This is a genomic window from Sulfuriferula sp. AH1 (assembly GCF_002162035.1).
Taxonomy (GTDB): domain Bacteria; phylum Pseudomonadota; class Gammaproteobacteria; order Burkholderiales; family Sulfuriferulaceae; genus Sulfuriferula.
Genome location: NZ_CP021138.1, coordinates 1,734,110 through 1,749,728 on the forward strand (window position 1 = coordinate 1,734,110; position 15,619 = coordinate 1,749,728).

The 15,619-nt window shown below is 49.3% G+C and carries 13 protein-coding genes; 2 read left to right on the plus strand and 11 right to left on the minus strand.

Annotated features, from left to right (window positions below; translation table 11 throughout):
* The first annotated feature begins 204 nt into the window (after positions 1 to 204).
* Positions 205 to 1,797 carry an AAA family ATPase gene (locus tag CAP31_RS08855; protein WP_087447203.1) on the plus strand — a complete coding sequence of 531 codons (1,593 nt, stop codon included), beginning with the start codon at positions 205 to 207 and terminating at the stop codon, positions 1,795 to 1,797.
* A 564-nt stretch (positions 1,798 to 2,361) separates the two neighbouring features.
* On the opposite strand, the gene CAP31_RS08860 is transcribed toward CAP31_RS08855, so the two are convergent.
* From CAP31_RS08860 to CAP31_RS08900, 9 genes are all read right to left on the minus strand, one after another.
* Entirely contained in the window at positions 2,362 to 2,661 is a 300-nt protein-coding gene (locus CAP31_RS08860; protein WP_369802387.1) for an ATP-binding protein, read from the minus strand.
* Positions 2,662 to 2,890: 229 nt separating this feature from the next.
* Positions 2,891 to 4,543 (minus strand): methyl-accepting chemotaxis protein, encoded by a 1,653-nt coding sequence (locus CAP31_RS15240; protein ID WP_087447204.1) that lies wholly within the window; start codon positions 4,541 to 4,543, stop codon positions 2,891 to 2,893.
* 573 nt (positions 4,544 to 5,116) lie between these two features.
* A complete protein-coding gene (cysG, locus tag CAP31_RS08870; RefSeq protein ID WP_087447205.1) occupies positions 5,117 to 6,529 on the minus strand; it encodes a siroheme synthase CysG in 1,413 nt (470 codons plus the stop codon).
* Between the two features lie 34 nt (positions 6,530 to 6,563).
* The gene (gene fdxA / locus CAP31_RS08875; protein ID WP_087447206.1) at positions 6,564 to 6,890 is read right to left on the minus strand and encodes a ferredoxin FdxA; all 327 of its coding nucleotides are present in this window, start codon (positions 6,888 to 6,890) and stop codon (positions 6,564 to 6,566) included.
* A gap of 111 nt (positions 6,891 to 7,001) precedes the next feature.
* A complete protein-coding gene (cysN, locus tag CAP31_RS08880; RefSeq protein WP_087447207.1) occupies positions 7,002 to 8,315 on the minus strand; it encodes a sulfate adenylyltransferase subunit CysN in 1,314 nt (437 codons plus the stop codon).
* Positions 8,315 to 9,220, minus strand: a complete 906-nt coding sequence (cysD, locus tag CAP31_RS08885; RefSeq protein ID WP_087447208.1) for a sulfate adenylyltransferase subunit CysD — start codon at positions 9,218 to 9,220, stop codon at positions 8,315 to 8,317. Before cysD ends, cysN begins: the two co-directional genes overlap by 1 nt.
* Positions 9,221 to 9,251: 31 nt before the next feature.
* Positions 9,252 to 9,983 carry a phosphoadenylyl-sulfate reductase gene (locus tag CAP31_RS08890; RefSeq protein ID WP_087447209.1) on the minus strand — a complete coding sequence of 244 codons (732 nt, stop codon included), beginning with the start codon at positions 9,981 to 9,983 and terminating at the stop codon, positions 9,252 to 9,254.
* Entirely contained in the window at positions 9,980 to 12,307 is a 2,328-nt protein-coding gene (locus CAP31_RS08895; RefSeq protein WP_087447210.1) for a sulfurtransferase TusA family protein, read from the minus strand. Before CAP31_RS08895 ends, CAP31_RS08890 begins: the two co-directional genes overlap by 4 nt.
* Before the next feature lie 33 nt (positions 12,308 to 12,340).
* A complete protein-coding gene (locus CAP31_RS08900; RefSeq protein ID WP_087447211.1) occupies positions 12,341 to 13,117 on the minus strand; it encodes a sulfite exporter TauE/SafE family protein in 777 nt (258 codons plus the stop codon).
* A gap of 103 nt (positions 13,118 to 13,220) precedes the next feature.
* Here CAP31_RS08900 and cysB point away from each other — a divergent pair, with 103 nt between their 5' ends.
* Complete coding sequence (gene cysB / locus CAP31_RS08905) at positions 13,221 to 14,141, plus strand: HTH-type transcriptional regulator CysB (protein WP_087447212.1); 921 nt, start codon at positions 13,221 to 13,223, stop codon at positions 14,139 to 14,141.
* A gap of 294 nt (positions 14,142 to 14,435) precedes the next feature.
* Here cysB and CAP31_RS08910 read toward each other — a convergent pair whose 3' ends face one another.
* Positions 14,436 to 15,188, minus strand: a complete 753-nt coding sequence (locus CAP31_RS08910) for a ThiF family adenylyltransferase (RefSeq protein ID WP_087447213.1) — start codon at positions 15,186 to 15,188, stop codon at positions 14,436 to 14,438.
* A gap of 244 nt (positions 15,189 to 15,432) precedes the next feature.
* Positions 15,433 to 15,585, minus strand: a complete 153-nt coding sequence (locus CAP31_RS08915) for a hypothetical protein (RefSeq protein ID WP_157662718.1) — start codon at positions 15,583 to 15,585, stop codon at positions 15,433 to 15,435.
* Positions 15,586 to 15,619: the final 34 nt, after the last annotated feature.

The following is a 15,619-nucleotide window of genomic DNA, read 5'->3' on the forward strand; positions in this document are numbered from 1 at the left end:
AGATGCTGTCTTCGGTGGCTATGAAAAGATATGCGAATGTGTAACGAAAGTAAGGGGGATGAATATGTTCGATGCGGCTGTTGAAGCCGTGATGAAAACTGATTTTCAATATTAAGTAGTTAAAAGCCGAATGGATGGCGGGCATGAACGGGGGGGCAACCCCGTTCATGCCCTGGCCACAACAAATCTGACTGGAGATTTATCATGGTTAATTGTAATAATAACACGCATGATGTAAACGGTTTTGTGATCACCTTAACCGATGGAGGTCGTTCCTTTCTGCTGCCTACAGACTTGTCTGAAGAGATAGAGAACGCCCGTGTTAATGCAGGACAGGCTAAAGCTGAAGAACAACGCCAACGTCTTGTGGCAGCTGCTACCCCTGTTAAACAAGTCGAACCACCACCGAACACAGCAACTGATTTTAGCCCAAGTGAGCTTGACTGCATTCGCCTAAACACCAATGACGATCTTGCGGATGCGGATGCGCTGGCCTCAAAGATACTCAAAAAAGCAAAAACGCCACTGGACGCTGCAACGGCAGAGCTCTCCCACGATTTGCTGGTGGCAGTGTTGCTGCAAGTAGCTTATACGGAAAAGATACGCACACTAAAGGCTGTACTCGATTACCTCGTTGATCCCGACTGGGATTCATCGAAGCAGATGCTGTACTCTTTGTGGAATTCCAAATCTGCTTTCTCGCAAAAAGAAGCCAGACTTTGGCATGGCAGATTCGTAAAACGAATAAAAGTCATTTCCGACGAGAGGGCAGAAAGTCTGGTCAATCGTTGTCATGCTCATTGGCAAGCAGCGTTAACCGGTAACGTCATCAAGAAGTCAGCCAAACCACGTGCCAGTATTCAGATATTTAATCCGGATGCGACCGATAAAGCCATCGAGGCGCTGGGTGATATTAAGGACGACCGCAAAGCAGGCGGTGATCGTGCCCTCGAAAACGCACGTATGAACGATGGATTCCGTTCGGTGCCAGATACCCTTAAAGCCTGTGCACAATTGGAAAAGGCAAAAACCCAATTCGAGAATTTGATTGAGCCCATTGACCGTTTGCAAGTTGATCTTGCGCTGGCTGGTGCCATGCCACCAGAAGAGTTTCGCATCACGCCAATGCTGTTACTGGGTGATCCGGGTATTGGCAAAACCTTTCTGGCGATGCAACTCGCCCAAGCCCTAGGTGTGGGCATGGAAAAAATCAGCGCAGGCGGTGCACAGGGTGGTTTCCAGTTTACGGGTTCGCATTCGAGCTGGACTGGATCAAGGCCCGGTTCGCTGTTCGTCCTGCTTGCGGAAAGCAAGTTTGCCACACCGGTAGTGGTCATAGACGAAGTGGACAAAATCCGCGATTCACAATACCCCGTATTACCGGTATTACTTGATCTGTTTGAGCCGAACACATCCGCGCGTTTTAAAGATGAGTTTTTTGGGATGGAGTTCGATGCCAGCAGGATAATCTTCGTGTTGACTGCGAATAGTTTGGACGGCGTGCCACTCCCTTTGTTGTCGAGGGTAGAAACATTCAACATACCACGGCCAGAACCAGAACAACGACTGCGCATCATCAAACGCGAGGCAGAACAGTTACGGTCTAAAACCAAGTATCAAATCGAACTGGATGAGTGTACTAGCCAAGCTTTAGCCACGCGCACAGACCTTGATCTTAGAAAGACGACCCGGCTGATTAGGGAATCATTCACCAGGGCGATGCAATCAGGTGATGGTATTGCTCGGTTGCTGGTGCCGAAACCTGTTGGTCGACAACCCATCGGGTTCTGCAGTTAGGTATACTGCGGGGCAGGGAACTTTGATCCTATTCCTTGATTTTGACGGAGTACTGCATAACGAAAACGTGCGCCTAAAGCGTTGCCCGCCGTCATCTGTGCGCTGGCTGAAGAATCACGAACTTCGTTTTCTCACCCATACAGGCTTTCTGGTCAAAGGTAAAAAACCTGTTCGAACATACGGAGCGCCTAGCTACGGCGCTTGCGCCATTCTCGGACGTACAGATCGTGCTGACAACAAGCTGACGCGAGCATTTTCGCCCAAGTGCGTTGTTAAAGTATTTGCCATTCTCACTAGCAGATCGCGTAATCGGACAAACGCCGCATTGTGACCGATATAGTGATGAGGGTTGCGGTTACGTGAAGTATTGGCTTTTCTTGTAGGAAATGGCTTTGCTGAGGAGGTGTGGATTGCAATCGATGATCAGGTATGACCGTTTTTAGATGATACAGGCAATCCACCTGCGTATTCTGTTGAACGTGAACACCTATTCTGCTCGAACGTGAACACCTGAACGGCGTGTTGTGCTGGTGGTTGGTTTTTACATCAAGTGTTCACGTTGGGTCAAGTTTTTTTAGTTTTTCGCATGGAATCTCCGGTTAATTCGATAGTGTGAGCGCGGTGGACGATGCGGTCGAGAATCGCGTCCGCCAGAGTGGGTTCGCCGATGACTTCATGCCATGCTTTGACCGGAATCTGGCTGGTAATGAGCGTGGCTTTTTGGGTGCGATCATCAATGAGTTCGAGCAAATCCCGCCGCTCGGATTGGGTCAGGGTGGACAGCCCCCAATCATCGAGAATGAGCATATCCACTTTAGCTATTTGCATCAGCCGTTTGCGGAAACTGCCCTCGCTGTGTGCCACATTAATCCGTGCTCAAAACACTAGCTGTTAAAAACCCACATATTAGTGGGAGGTTCAACTAATGAACCACTTCAAGGAAAGCAACGCATTGAGTTAGCTACTTTAACGGTCTGTTTGATTTGTGCGCCCCCATTTTCTCCTGTTTGTTAATGGCGGTACGCAATTTTGTTTTCCATTCGCTGTGGACGTTTATGGCAGAATTTAGATCAAAAGTGGTTGCAGGTAACTTTTAGTGGCTAGGATGATAGTAAATTCGATGAGGGCGTGCGGTGATGTTTTTTAGTTGATTACTGGGGGAGACAATATGTCGCCCACCATCCAATTGAAATTTATTGACCAACTTTTCAAGATGTCCGGCCCGATCTTGCATGGATTTGGCAGCGGCGGCGGCTTGCTCTACCAGCGCCGCATTCTGTTGCGTGCTTTCATCCATTTGGGTGATGGCGTGATTAACTTCTTCAATACCTTGACTCTGCTCGCGACTGGCAGCACTGATTTCGCTCATGATGTCGGTGACGCGCTGTACGCTGGAAACAACTTCACCCATAGTCGTACCTGCTTGTGCGGCTTGCTTGTTGCCTTGTTCTATCTTCTCGACCGAGTCATCTATCAATAGCTTGATTTCTTTTGCCGCTGCCGCACTGCGTTGCGCCAAACTGCGCACTTCAGTGGCGACCACGGCAAAGCCGCGGCCCTGTTCGCCTGCGCGTGCGGCTTCAACTGCTGCATTGAGTGCGAGTATGTTGGTCTGGAAAGCGATGCCGTCGATAACGCCGATGATGTCAGCGATTTTACGTGCAGAGTCGTTGATTAAACTCATGGTGTTGACAACTTCAGATACTACTACCCCACCCTTAGCGGCGACTTCCGAGGCAATTTCAGCAAGTTGATTGGCCTGATGAGCATTGTCGGCATTCTGTTTGACTGTACTGGTGAGTTCTTCCATCGCTGAGGCGGTTTCTTCCAACGAGCCAGCTTGTGCTTCCGTGCGATTGGATAGATCCAGATTACCTACTGCGATTTGACTGGAAGCAGAAGCTATCGCCTCGGTTCCGACTCGCACTTCACCAACTATATGAGACAAACTGAAATTCATGTCTTTTAATGCAGTCAATAAAACGCCTACTTCATCATGCTGCGTCACGGTGACATCAGCACGTAGATCGCCATCTGCAACACAGCGCGCAACTTCAATTGCATAATTAAGCGGGATGGTAATACTACGAATAATCATCCACCCCATCACCACAGCAGTCATCAATGCTAGCGATATGATAATGATCATGACATAGGTCATTTGTGCCACATTGGCTGTGATCATCATTTCATTTTTAGCAGCACGCTGTTTTAAGTAATCAGTCAAAGCTAACGAATCGACTTTCCCTTGATCATAAACAGGGTTAATTTCTTTAAGCAGGACCGATCCAGCCGCTTCCCATTTATTAGATTGAATAGAAATAACAGCCTGATTGATGTTATCCACCGCAAAATGGTTGGTATCTGCCATCCAGGTATCAAGCAGTTTTTTCTCTTCTTGATCGGTAATACCTACCCGATATTGATCGAACAATTCCTGCAATCTCTTTTGTGAAGTACTTATTTGATCAAAATGTTTGTTAACGGAGTGGTCATGGAATTTGGCAATAGACAATTCTGGATTGTGTTGCAATGCTAACATTAACTGGCTACGTTGCTCTTCCATCAGATATTTAATGCGTATCACATTAGCTTCAGCGGTTTTGTCTTTAAGACTAAGGTTTTCTAGCAGGCCAACATTGTGTTGTGCATTATATATCCCCATGCCACCAACGAAGATAAGTAACAATGCGAATAATGAGAATGTAACAATTAAACGGAATTTAATGCTGATTTGATTGAACATGACGTCCCTTCCTTAAATTTATAGCGCGGCTTCAATTTCGAAACACAGCACGTAATGTTTTGGTTATGCTCAAACCTCTGTCAAGACAATATTGAGTCGAGTTTAAGAGGGTAATCTTTCACATGCAGCGGAACAGCGCTGCCCCGTTTTTCTAGTTGTTGCTTTTGAGCGAAATTCCCCCACAAGAATTACTCCGCCACCGTTCGTGGTATAGCACATTTCATCTGGGGTGCTGTAATCAAGCGACAGGGGTGTTCTTCTCATGTTTTAAAAGCACAAAATATTCTGCCAGCCTTAGCAGCAATTTCGCAGGATGGCATATTCTTTCAGATACACTGCACTGCTATGACAATGCCGTGCCATGAACACCACTGCAAAAGCCTTACTAACCAATTGCCAGCCCAGATCGGTATTGAATATCTAGAGTGCCCCGTATGCCTTTAATACCTATTTAAAACAACTCACACAGAATCTGCTTCCAGTATGTTCAATGATCGCCTTCCCAGCAATTTCTATTATTTACAACAACTTATGAATTAAGCCCCGAAATGAATGGACAAAGCATCTTTACAATCAATTATATTTTTCACTTATTGCACCCGCCTCAATACGAAACCAAGCCATTTTCTCGTGTAACTTCACCACATTGCCCACGATGATGAGCGAGGGTGGCTTGAATTTGGCCTCGGTGGCAAGCGCCGGCAATGTTTCCAGAGTGCCCACCAAAACTCGCTGGTGCACCGTAGTACCATGCTCTACGATGGCGGCAGGTGTTGCAGCGGGTAATCCGTGTGAAACAAGTTCCTTGCACAGAATAGGCAACCCCAGCAGCCCCATGTAAATCACAACAGTCTGATTGGGCCGAGCTAGCGCATCCCAATCCAAGTTGATACTATCGTCTTTAAGATGTCCAGTGACAAACACGCAGGACTGAGCGTAATCCCGGTGAGTAAGCGGAATGCCGGCATAGGACGCTACGCCTGATGCCGCGGTGATGCCCGGCACTACTTGGAACGGAATGCCGTTCTCTGCCAAGGTTTCAATCTCTTCTCCGCCACGGCCGAAAATGAATGGATCGCCGCCCTTAAGGCGTAACACCCGCTTGCCTTCTTGAGCATAACGCACCAGCATCAGGTTGATATCCTCCTGAGGCATGGTATGGTTGGCGCGCTCTTTGCCCACATAAACGCGTTCCGCGTCACGCCGACACATATTGAGCACCGCGTCAGCGACGAGATGATCATAAACCACCACGTCAGCCTGCTGCATCAGATGTAGTGCCCGGAATGTCAAGAGATCCGGGTTGCCTGGGCCGCTGCCCACCAGATAAACCTCACCCTGTAGCAAGCCGTCCGCTGCCTCATCCAATTGCTGCTTGAGCGCTGCTTCAGCGGCCGCATCATTACCAGCGTAAACCAACTCGGCAATTGGCCCTTGGAAAACTTTTTCCCAGAATATGCGTCGGTTGGGTGGCAAGGAAAATTTCTTTTTTACCTCATCGCGGAAGCTGGCGGCGAGCAGTGCCAGCCGTCCATAGCTTGATGGAATCAGGGTTTCCAGCCGTGCACGCAGCAACCGCGCCAGCACTGGCGCGGCACCACCGCTGGACACCGCCACCAACAATGGCGAACGATCAAGGATGGCTGGCAGGATGAAACTGCATAGTTCGAGCCTATCAGCCACGTTTACCGGCAGATGACGTGCACGTGCAGCCTGGGATACTGTACGATCAAGATCGTCGTCTCCGCTAGCACAAATCACCACCGCAACATCGTTGAGTAGCATTGGATCAAATTTGATCTTGTGATGAGCAAGCCGCTCCAGACCCTCAAGCTCGGTAAAGGCAGCCACGAGCCCCAGCGCCGCGACAGTCACCTGAGCACCACACTGAAGCAGCAAAGCCGCCTTGCGCGCGGCAATTTCACCACCGCCCACCACGAGGCAGCGCTGGCCGCGAATATCCATAAAAACAGGGAAAAAATTCATTATGATTCGAAAATCGCCATGTAATAACTATCCCTCATAAAAAGTCCAAATGTTCACGTTTATTCTTGATCTTGGCCCATTCATCGGCGTCTGGTAGGGCGGGTATCTTTTCTGTGATCTGGGACCATTTCTTGGCTAGTTCGGCATTGATGACGATAAATTCCCGTTGGTCATTAGAAACATCACTTTCAGCAAATATCGCCTCTACCGGGCACTCCGCTACGCAGAGCGTGCAATCAATGCAAACCTCCGGGTCAATAGCCAGAAAATCGGGACCCTCAACGAAACAGTCCACAGGACACACTTCCACGCAATCGGTATACTTGCATCGAATACAGGACTCGGTCACCACATAAGTCATTTGAAACTCCAAAAAATATTCAGTTATTTAATTAATCACTGCCAGAAAGTTTTTTACGCCATCATCTAAGCTCAGAAATTCAGTCCATCTCACGAAAAGACTGGGGAAGCCTCAGCAGATCATGCCTGCCGCCACCGTACTATTCGTGTCCTGATCAATAATGATGAAACCTCCCGTTGTACGGTTGTCCTGATAAGTATCGTAAATTAAAGGGCGCTGTGTTTTGATTGATACTCTAGCGATTTCATTCGTCTGAAGATCGCTTGCATTAGCGTTGTGCTCCAAGGTGTTGACGTCCACTTTGTAGTGCATCGCCTGGATCGTCGCTTTTACAGTCTGAGTAGTGTGCTTGATTAAGTAGTTCCGTCCCAAATCCATGGGTTTGTCGTCCAGCCAGCACAAAATTGCTTCAAACTCCTTCTCGACCCAAGGAAGATGGCTCTGGTATACAGTCGTTTCCTCGAACAGCCGGTCGAGCCGATGCACGATCATGTCGCCATGGCAGACATCGATATCATCTTCGAGAGTGAGTATCACCGATTGTGGTGCGTAAGCTTCGGAAAGCTTCTTGTCAAATGAGGCGTAAATCTCCTTCACTTTCGATGTCCGTCCGCTGGGCAGCACCGTAATCTCATCGCCGACCTGAACACAGCCTGATTCGATACGTCCCATGTAGCCGCGAAAATCGTGTAAATCAGGCATTTGTGGTCGACTGACCAATTGCACGGGAAATCGAAAATCACGCAAATTCAAGGTATCGGCGACCACGATATTCTCCAGCAGATTCAGCAACGTGCTGCCCTGATACCAAGGTATGTTGTCACCCCTTTCAACCACCATATCGCCATGGAGTGACGACATCGGGATGAAGTGGATATCGTGTGCATCCAGCTTGATGCAGAACTCGATAAATTCGGCCTTGATCTGCTCAAATACTTCCTCGGAATAGTCCACCAGATCCATCTTGTTGATCGCCACAACCAAATGACGAATACCCAATAGGCTCGCAATATAAGCATGACGGCGGGACTGGGCACGAACCCCTTTGCGCGCATCGATCAGGATCACTACCAGGCTTGCCGTGCTGGCCCCCGTCACCATGTTACGGGTGTATTGTTCATGACCGGGCGTGTCGGCGATGATGAACTTGCGCTTGGGGGTGGCAAAATAACGGTAAGCCACGTCGATGGTGATGCCCTGCTCGCGTTCCGCCGTCAGACCATCGGTCAACAGCGCAAGGTCTGCCCCTTCCATGCCTCGGCGGCGGGTGACGCGCTCGATGGCATCAAGCTGGTCCGTGCAAATAGCCTTACTGTCGTACAGCAGACGACCGATCAGAGTGCTCTTGCCATCATCCACACTGCCTGCGGTTATAAACCTGAGTAGGTCTGTCGCAGGAGCCAAGTTGTGCTTTTCATTTGCCATTAGAAATACCCTTCTCTTTTACGTAATTCCATGGAAGCCTCCGAGGTACGGTCATCCATGCGAGTTGCGCCACGCTCGGTGATAGTAGTTGCCCTTGTTTCCCGTATAATGTCTCCGATAGTTACCGCCGTCGACTCCACCGGACAGGTGCAGCTCATATCACCCACAGTACGGAAACGTACCGAGCGCCTCTCCACAATTTCACCCGACGCTGGTTGCACCAAAGATGAGACCGGGAGCCACTGAGCACCACGCTGGACAACCTTCCGCTCGTGGGCAAAATATAAGCTTGGCACCTCCAGAGACTCTTGGGCGATGTATTGCCAGATATCCAATTCTGTCCAATTGCTGATAGGAAACACCCGCATGTGCTCACCAGGATTGACGCGAGTGTTGTAAAGATTCCACAGTTCGGGACGCTGATTTTTTGGATCCCATTGACCGAACTCGTCCCGAAACGAAAAAATTCGCTCTTTGGCACGCGCTTTTTCCTCGTCCCGACGCGCACCGCCGAAGCACGCATCGAAACCGAATTCACGAATAGCATCCAACAGTGTCACGGTCTGCATCTGGTTGCGCCCCTGATCAAGATTCTTCACCTTAATCTTTCCCTGATCGATTGAATCTTGTACCGTACGCACGATCAACTCCTCGCGAAGTTGGGCGGCGCGATGATCTCGAAACTTGATCACTTCGGGAAAGTTGTGCCCAGTGTCAATGTGCAACATCGGGAACGGAAATTTGCCGGGACGAAATGCTTTCTCTGCCAAGCGCAGCATAACAATAGAGTCCTTACCCCCTGAAAACAGTAATACTGGATTTCGACATTCAGATGCCACCTCCCGCATGATGTGAATCGATTCACTTTCGAGCCAATCTAAATGGCTCAACCGATGGTATGACATAGCACTCCTTAATCTCAGTTCAGGTTATATTTCAATTAGGGTTTTTTTTGCAATGCAAGCCGCACTCTTTGGGTATCGAGTCCTCCCAAGACCAACGCCCTGCGCGAGAGTCCTCTCCGATTGCGACAGCACGAGTACATGGAGCGCAACCAACACTCGGAAACCCCTGATCATGCAAATCGTTATAGGGCACGTCAAATTCATAAAGGTAGGCCCACACATCTGCATGTTTCCACTCCACCAAGGGGTTAAATTTCTGTAACTGATACTCCTGATTCCATTCTGAAAGGAGCAAATCCGCGCGTGTTGCTGCCTGTTGCCGACGCAACCCAGTGAGCCAAGCCTTTTTCTCCTTGAGCGCACGCTGCAACGGTTCCACCTTTCGGATGTAGCAACAAGACTTGCGTAGCTCAACACTCTCATAAAAACCATTGGGACCATGCCGTTGGGTATACTGCTCAACCACTAGATCTTCTGGGAAATAAATGCGTAGCGGAACCTTTTGATGGTGAATAATCTCGTGCATAAGTTGATGGGTCTCTTCTGGCAAACGCCCCGTATCAATACTGAATATTTCGATTCCAGGCGCATGTTTTACGATTAGATCAGTCAGGACCATATCTTCAGCGCCAAAACTGTTGGCAAAAGCTGCAGGCGCATGATCACATTCGATGCTCTTTAGAAGCGCAACAACTTCTTCAATTTTTTGCTCCAAATTCATTTGCTTTTCCTTTTCTTCATTAAATTTACGATCCAGACTCATTTGCTTTTCCCTTCCTTCATCAAATTTTTGACTTCGGCCTTACGAACCAATATCACGGTAATATCGCCATCTTCTTGCTTAGATAAAATGGTGTGCCCAAAACTTTCGAAACTCTCAGGAACCAGCCTAGCTGCGCGACCAGAAGCGACCTTCACGGTTAGCTCATCACCCACCGCGACATTATCCAATGCCAATTTTGCCTTGAGAAAATTGATGGGACATGGATGCTGAGACACATCGATAGTCCAAATGGAAGCATCTGTTCGCAATGGAGTCCTAGGGGACAGAGTGCCAACCAAATCAAGTTGCGGGGCAACATTCGTGCAAATTTGTGCAGCTTCTCTAACCCATATATCGAGCTCCGTTGTTAGGCTGGCAAATGCAGCATCATTGAACTCTGCCCTAAGCTTCTCAAGCTCTCCAATTAAAAAGGTAACTCGCTTCCCAAACAAGGTGGATAGCGAATGAACATCACTCAATGATCCTGCCACATCTGATAATTCGCTCACCTTATGATCCTGCCCAGAGAGGAAAAGAAGTGCTTGACCAACTAAAAGTGCTATCGCCTCTATGCAATCTATGGCCTCCCCATGCTTACGCTGTGCCGCCAAGGCATTACGACAATCTCGTTCATAAGCTGCCTCGGAAAATTTCGCAGACACCACATCTTGGACTGCGCCTGCGCATTCCCCACCACCTAATTGCAGCACTTTAAAGTCCACACCATGACCATGATCCTGAATTACCTTCGGCAAATCCGCCTCAGAAACTTGCGTCAAATCGGCAAGCAACCTATCGAAATAGCCAGACTCCTGCTTCCTCACCCAATGAAAGTACGACTCCCGAGGTTCATCTGCGCTCGCGTATGCTTCCCGTAACCTTTCCACTGCTTTCTCAATGCGAGCCGCCGGCACCGATGGCCCTCTAAGCGCTAATTCACCTCCACCACAACCGTTGCCGCCGAAATACATTTGATAATGAGGAATCAGCTTGCCATGCATGCGCCGACCCTCACCGAAGATGCCGATGTCGCCAGTTTCTGGCTGAGCGCATCCGTTATGGCAGCCGGACACGCGTATCCGTAGATCCAGTTTGCCTCCAACAAGCTTGGGTGCCACTGTCATGGAAGAAGTGATGCCGAGCCGACAAGTCGAGGTGCCGGGGCAGGCCACGACATCATCGCCAGGTCGGGGCGCTTGTAGCCGTAGAACACCGAGCCCTTCACTCACCACCGACAGCAGCAATTCAGGAACATTTGCCAATATCAGGTTCTGGTCCTGAGTCGTGCGTACATCGCTCAGACCTAAATCCCTCATTAGTCCGACGATGCCCCGCAATTGCTCGGCATCAAGATCTCCCAAGGGAACGCTCACCGGAAACACGTATAGATTCGGCTGCTTTTGCTTAAAGATGCGTCGCGGTGCCCCGGGACCAGGAATATCGCCAGATTCGCCGCCCTGCCATTGTCCTTTCGGATAAGCGTGAGCAGCCAAAGCTGCCCGTGTACGCCCAAGCTCTTCTCGGTATCTCGCCACGAAACCCTCAGCCCCAAAGCGGTCGACTAGAAACTTGATGCGCGATTTGGCACGCTTGGTGCGATCGGAATACTTGTTGTGAAGAACAACAATGGCTTCCATAACCGCTAGCAAATCTGCTTCCTCTATGAATGGTTCCACAACGATAGCCTCATGCGGCTTGTGCCCCAATCCCCCACCGGCAAGAATCTTGAAACCGAAACGACCATCGTCCGCTCTCACAGCCACAACCCCTAGATCATGTATCAAGCCTTGCGCGCAATCAGATTCACAACCAGACATACTGATTTTAAATTTGCGCGGCAAATTCTGGGTCAGTGGATGGCGCAGGAAATGCTGGACCACTCCTTGCGAAAATGGTGTCACGTCCACGTGTTCACGTGGGCACACTCCAGCCAAAGGACAAACAGTTACGTTGCGCACCGTATTGCCGCATGCTTCCCGCGTAGTTAAGCCGGACTGTGCCAAGCGACGCAATACAGCAGGGGTGTGCTGAAGCGGCACATAATGTATCTGAATGTCTTGGCGCGTAGTGATATGCACTTTACGCCCAGGTGCATAATTCTCCAGCGCTTCCGCTATCGCCATCAACTGCGCTGGCACGAGTCTGCCACCAGGTACTTTGATGCGCACCATATTCACGCCGTCCTGGCGTTGTCCATAAATGCCTTGTTGGAGACGCACCGCCTGAAAGCGGTCAATATTCATTTCATCATTAAAATAAGACTGAAGTGCCTGATCGAAACGATCAATTTCTTTATCATCAACTAAATTTTCTTCATAATTCATGAGCGATCCCTATCGTAGTTTCTACTACAGTTATTAAATCAATTTGATGCCAAGTAAAATCAACATTGCGCCCAAAATTGGGCGAAGCACCTTCTCCGGAATTGCGGTTCCGACATGTGCGCCAAGCCAAACTCCAGGCAAGGAGCCTAAAAGCAGGCTGGCTAGCACCGTTACGTCCACTGTTCCCAGGTAGTAAAAATGCCCCAGCCCAGCTATCGCAGTGAGCGGAACTGCATGAGCCAGATCGGTGCCGACGATGTGCGCCGTCGGTAAACGTGGATAAAGCAAAAACAGCAGAACAGCTCCCAGCGCTCCTGCGCCGACGGAAGTCAACGTGACCAAAACTCCAAGCGCCACCCCTATCAAGATAGTAATAATGGCTCGCCAACGGCGCATGCTAGAAAGCGCGATCCGCCCTTGTACGACACTAGCTATCAAGCGATCTTTGAATAAAAGCGCCAATGCAGTCAGAATCAGCATCATCCCAAGTGCGCTGGTTATTAGTCCTTGGAGCCGGACAATATCCATAATGAATAACTTGAGAATGGCAATTGTGACCAAAGCCGCCGGAAGACTGCCAGCCGCCAACAAACCGACAATCTTCCAGTTCACTGTTTCCTTTCGACCATGCACCCAAACACCAACGCTCTTGGTAATTGATGCATATAGGAGGTCGGTACCCACTGCAACCGACGGTGAAACGCCGAAACCTAACACTAATAATGGTGTCATCAGCGCACCACCACCCACTCCAGTCAGACCTACGAGAAAACCAACTCCAAGTCCTGCCAATGTATAAAACCATTCCATATTTGCTTAAGCTGATTTTTTGTAGATGAGCACTATCATAATTTGATTTATTTATAATTAAAAAGAATATATAATTATTATTTAATAATTATTAATTATATAAATGAAACTTCAACAATTACGTTATTTTTACGAAATTGCTAAGCAAGGACTCAATGTCTCGTTGGCGGCGGAGAAGCTACATACTTCGCAGCCAGGCATCAGCAAGCAGATTCAATTATTGGAAGAAGAGTTGGGGGTGGACATTCTTGTCCGCCACGGTAAGCGGGTAACTGGAATAACGGAGCCTGGCCAGACTATACTGCTCATCGCAGAACGCATGCTCCACGACATGGAAAACCTGAAACGGGTTGGCGCGGATTTCGTCAACGAAACCGTAGGTAGCCTATCCATCGCCACCACCCACACCCAGGCCCGCTATGCCTTACCGTCAGTTATCAAGACATTCTCCGAACGCTATCCTGGCGTTCAGCTGCGGCTGCACCAAGGCAATCCAACCCAGATCGTGGAGATGGTACTTTCTGGCGAAGCCGATATTGCCATTGCCACTGAAGCAATCGCTTTATGCGATGAATTGGTGATGCTGCCTTGCCACCAGTGGAATCGCTGCGTTATCACTCAGCCAGGACACCCGCTGCTGAGTGAACGTACGCTGACGTTAGAGCGCATTGCCGAATATCCCATCATCACGTACGATTTTGCGTACTCTGGGCGCTCGCTACTCAATAAAGCCTTTACCGAGCACAACCTGAGCCCAAACGTTGTGCTTACAGCCATCGACGCCGATGTGATCAAGACTTATGTGGAATTGGGGCTAGGCATTGGCATTATGGCCAGTCAGGCTTTTGATCCCAAACGTGACCGAAACCTGCGTGCTATAGATGCGGGGCACCTGTTCGAGCCTAGCACGACCAAAATAGGCATTCACCGTGGAACCTATTTGCGTGGTTATACATACGCATTCATAGAGATGTTTGCTCCCCATCTCGACCGCAATACGATAGAAAAAGCGATGAATGCCTAGAAGCCTAGCGTGTGATTTCAACACGGGCTCCTCGTACAGCCACAACGATGACTATCGGGTTGACAGCCATCTACCTCTGCAGCATATTCCGTTTAAGTAGCAAACCTAAAACCTTCCCCATGTGTGTAATCGATAAATTCGTGGATTAACTCGGGCTACGTCTTTCACAGTTATCTCCCCAGAACGAACCACATACTTGCAATGGCAAACCTAATGTAAGGGAACAAAGCTGTAAGTACAGGCCGCACAACGCGGCGCGGGTTTTCTCATGGAGCCTCCTAAAAGCAGCAGGTTTTATCCTCCTAATCGCCCACATACGGGACAGGCGGGATTTTTTGTCAGGCATATCATGTGGGTGCGATTGTCTAAACTATCCAGAAGCATCAACATTCCCTGCATGTTTGGTTTCAGGCCCAATATCTGCTTGAGTACTTCCAGTGCCTGCCAGCAACCAACAAGACCCGCCACCGGGCCGAGAATACCTCCTTCCACACAACTTTGCGCAACCTCACTGTCCGGCGGCTCTGGCACCATGCATTGGTAACAGGAAACAAGGGGTGAAAAGACCGCGAGTTGCCCCGAAAATCGGGACAACGCCGCAAAGACAAGGGTCTTGCCGAGATCCATGCAGGCAGCGTTGACCAGGTAACGGGTAGGAAAATTGTCGCTGCAGTCGGCGACGATATCGTAATCTGCGACAATGCTCCGCACGTTTTGCTCTGTAAGATAGGTGTGTTCGACAACTTCCACGAGGGGATTATTGCCAACAATGTTCGCTTTAAGCTGCGCCGTCTTACGCGCTCCGACATCCTTGTCGGCATAAGCCACTTGCCGCGGAAGATTGGAAAGCGCCACAGTATCGCCGTCCGCGATACCAATGACACCTACGCCAGCTGCGCCCAGATAGCTGGCCACCGGCACGCCTAGCCCCCCCGCACCTACAATTAGAACCCGAGCGTTAGACAGCCGTTCCTGTCCTGCTTCACCGACATCGGGAAGTAAAATTTGTCGCGCGTAACGGATGAGAACATCATCTCTGAATATCATATTTCCCCCAGTTTTGAGCTAGCATGGGAGTTACTAGCCGCCACCTCGTACCAGCCCAGTTCAGCCAAGATTTCGATTCGCACCTCGTATACGTTGGCACGGCACAGCAACATCGCTCAAATTCACTTGTCAGGCCCAAAGTCTTTGTAACATCGAAATCGAAGCTCGATCTGTAAAAGCAATATTTCAAGCGACTCGTCAGGTACCTAAACTTGGTCGTAAATGGGGCTCAGATGAGGAATCATCACAGCACCAAACTTAGCCCTCCCATCACTTTATCGCTCTTTTTCAACCCGCCGATCAACTGGCGCCACACCACAACATCAGCAGAAATTTCTTCAATAATGTTCAAATTATCAGACTGTTTGCGCTCGGCGGTAATTTTATACAGTTGCAATTTGAATAACCTCCCAAGGGACGATATGAACATT

Coding starts and splice junctions, on each gene's coding strand:
- cysN (WP_087447207.1), bottom strand. CDS start 8,315: ATGGCAAATGAAAAGCACAACTTGGCTCCTGCGACAGACCTACTCAGG.
- CAP31_RS08855 (WP_087447203.1), top strand. CDS start 205: ATGGTTAATTGTAATAATAACACGCATGATGTAAACGGTTTTGTGATC.
- CAP31_RS08900 (WP_087447211.1), bottom strand. CDS start 13,117: ATGGAATGGTTTTATACATTGGCAGGACTTGGAGTTGGTTTTCTCGTA.
- cysG (WP_087447205.1), bottom strand. CDS start 6,529: ATGAATTTTTTCCCTGTTTTTATGGATATTCGCGGCCAGCGCTGCCTC.
- CAP31_RS08895 (WP_087447210.1), bottom strand. CDS start 12,307: ATGAATTATGAAGAAAATTTAGTTGATGATAAAGAAATTGATCGTTTC.
- cysB (WP_087447212.1), top strand. CDS start 13,221: ATGAAACTTCAACAATTACGTTATTTTTACGAAATTGCTAAGCAAGGA.
- CAP31_RS08910 (WP_087447213.1), bottom strand. CDS start 15,188: ATGATATTCAGAGATGATGTTCTCATCCGTTACGCGCGACAAATTTTA.
- CAP31_RS08890 (WP_087447209.1), bottom strand. CDS start 9,983: ATGAGTCTGGATCGTAAATTTAATGAAGAAAAGGAAAAGCAAATGAAT.
- CAP31_RS15240 (WP_087447204.1), bottom strand. CDS start 4,543: ATGTTCAATCAAATCAGCATTAAATTCCGTTTAATTGTTACATTCTCA.
- cysD (WP_087447208.1), bottom strand. CDS start 9,220: ATGTCATACCATCGGTTGAGCCATTTAGATTGGCTCGAAAGTGAATCG.
- fdxA (WP_087447206.1), bottom strand. CDS start 6,890: ATGACTTATGTGGTGACCGAGTCCTGTATTCGATGCAAGTATACCGAT.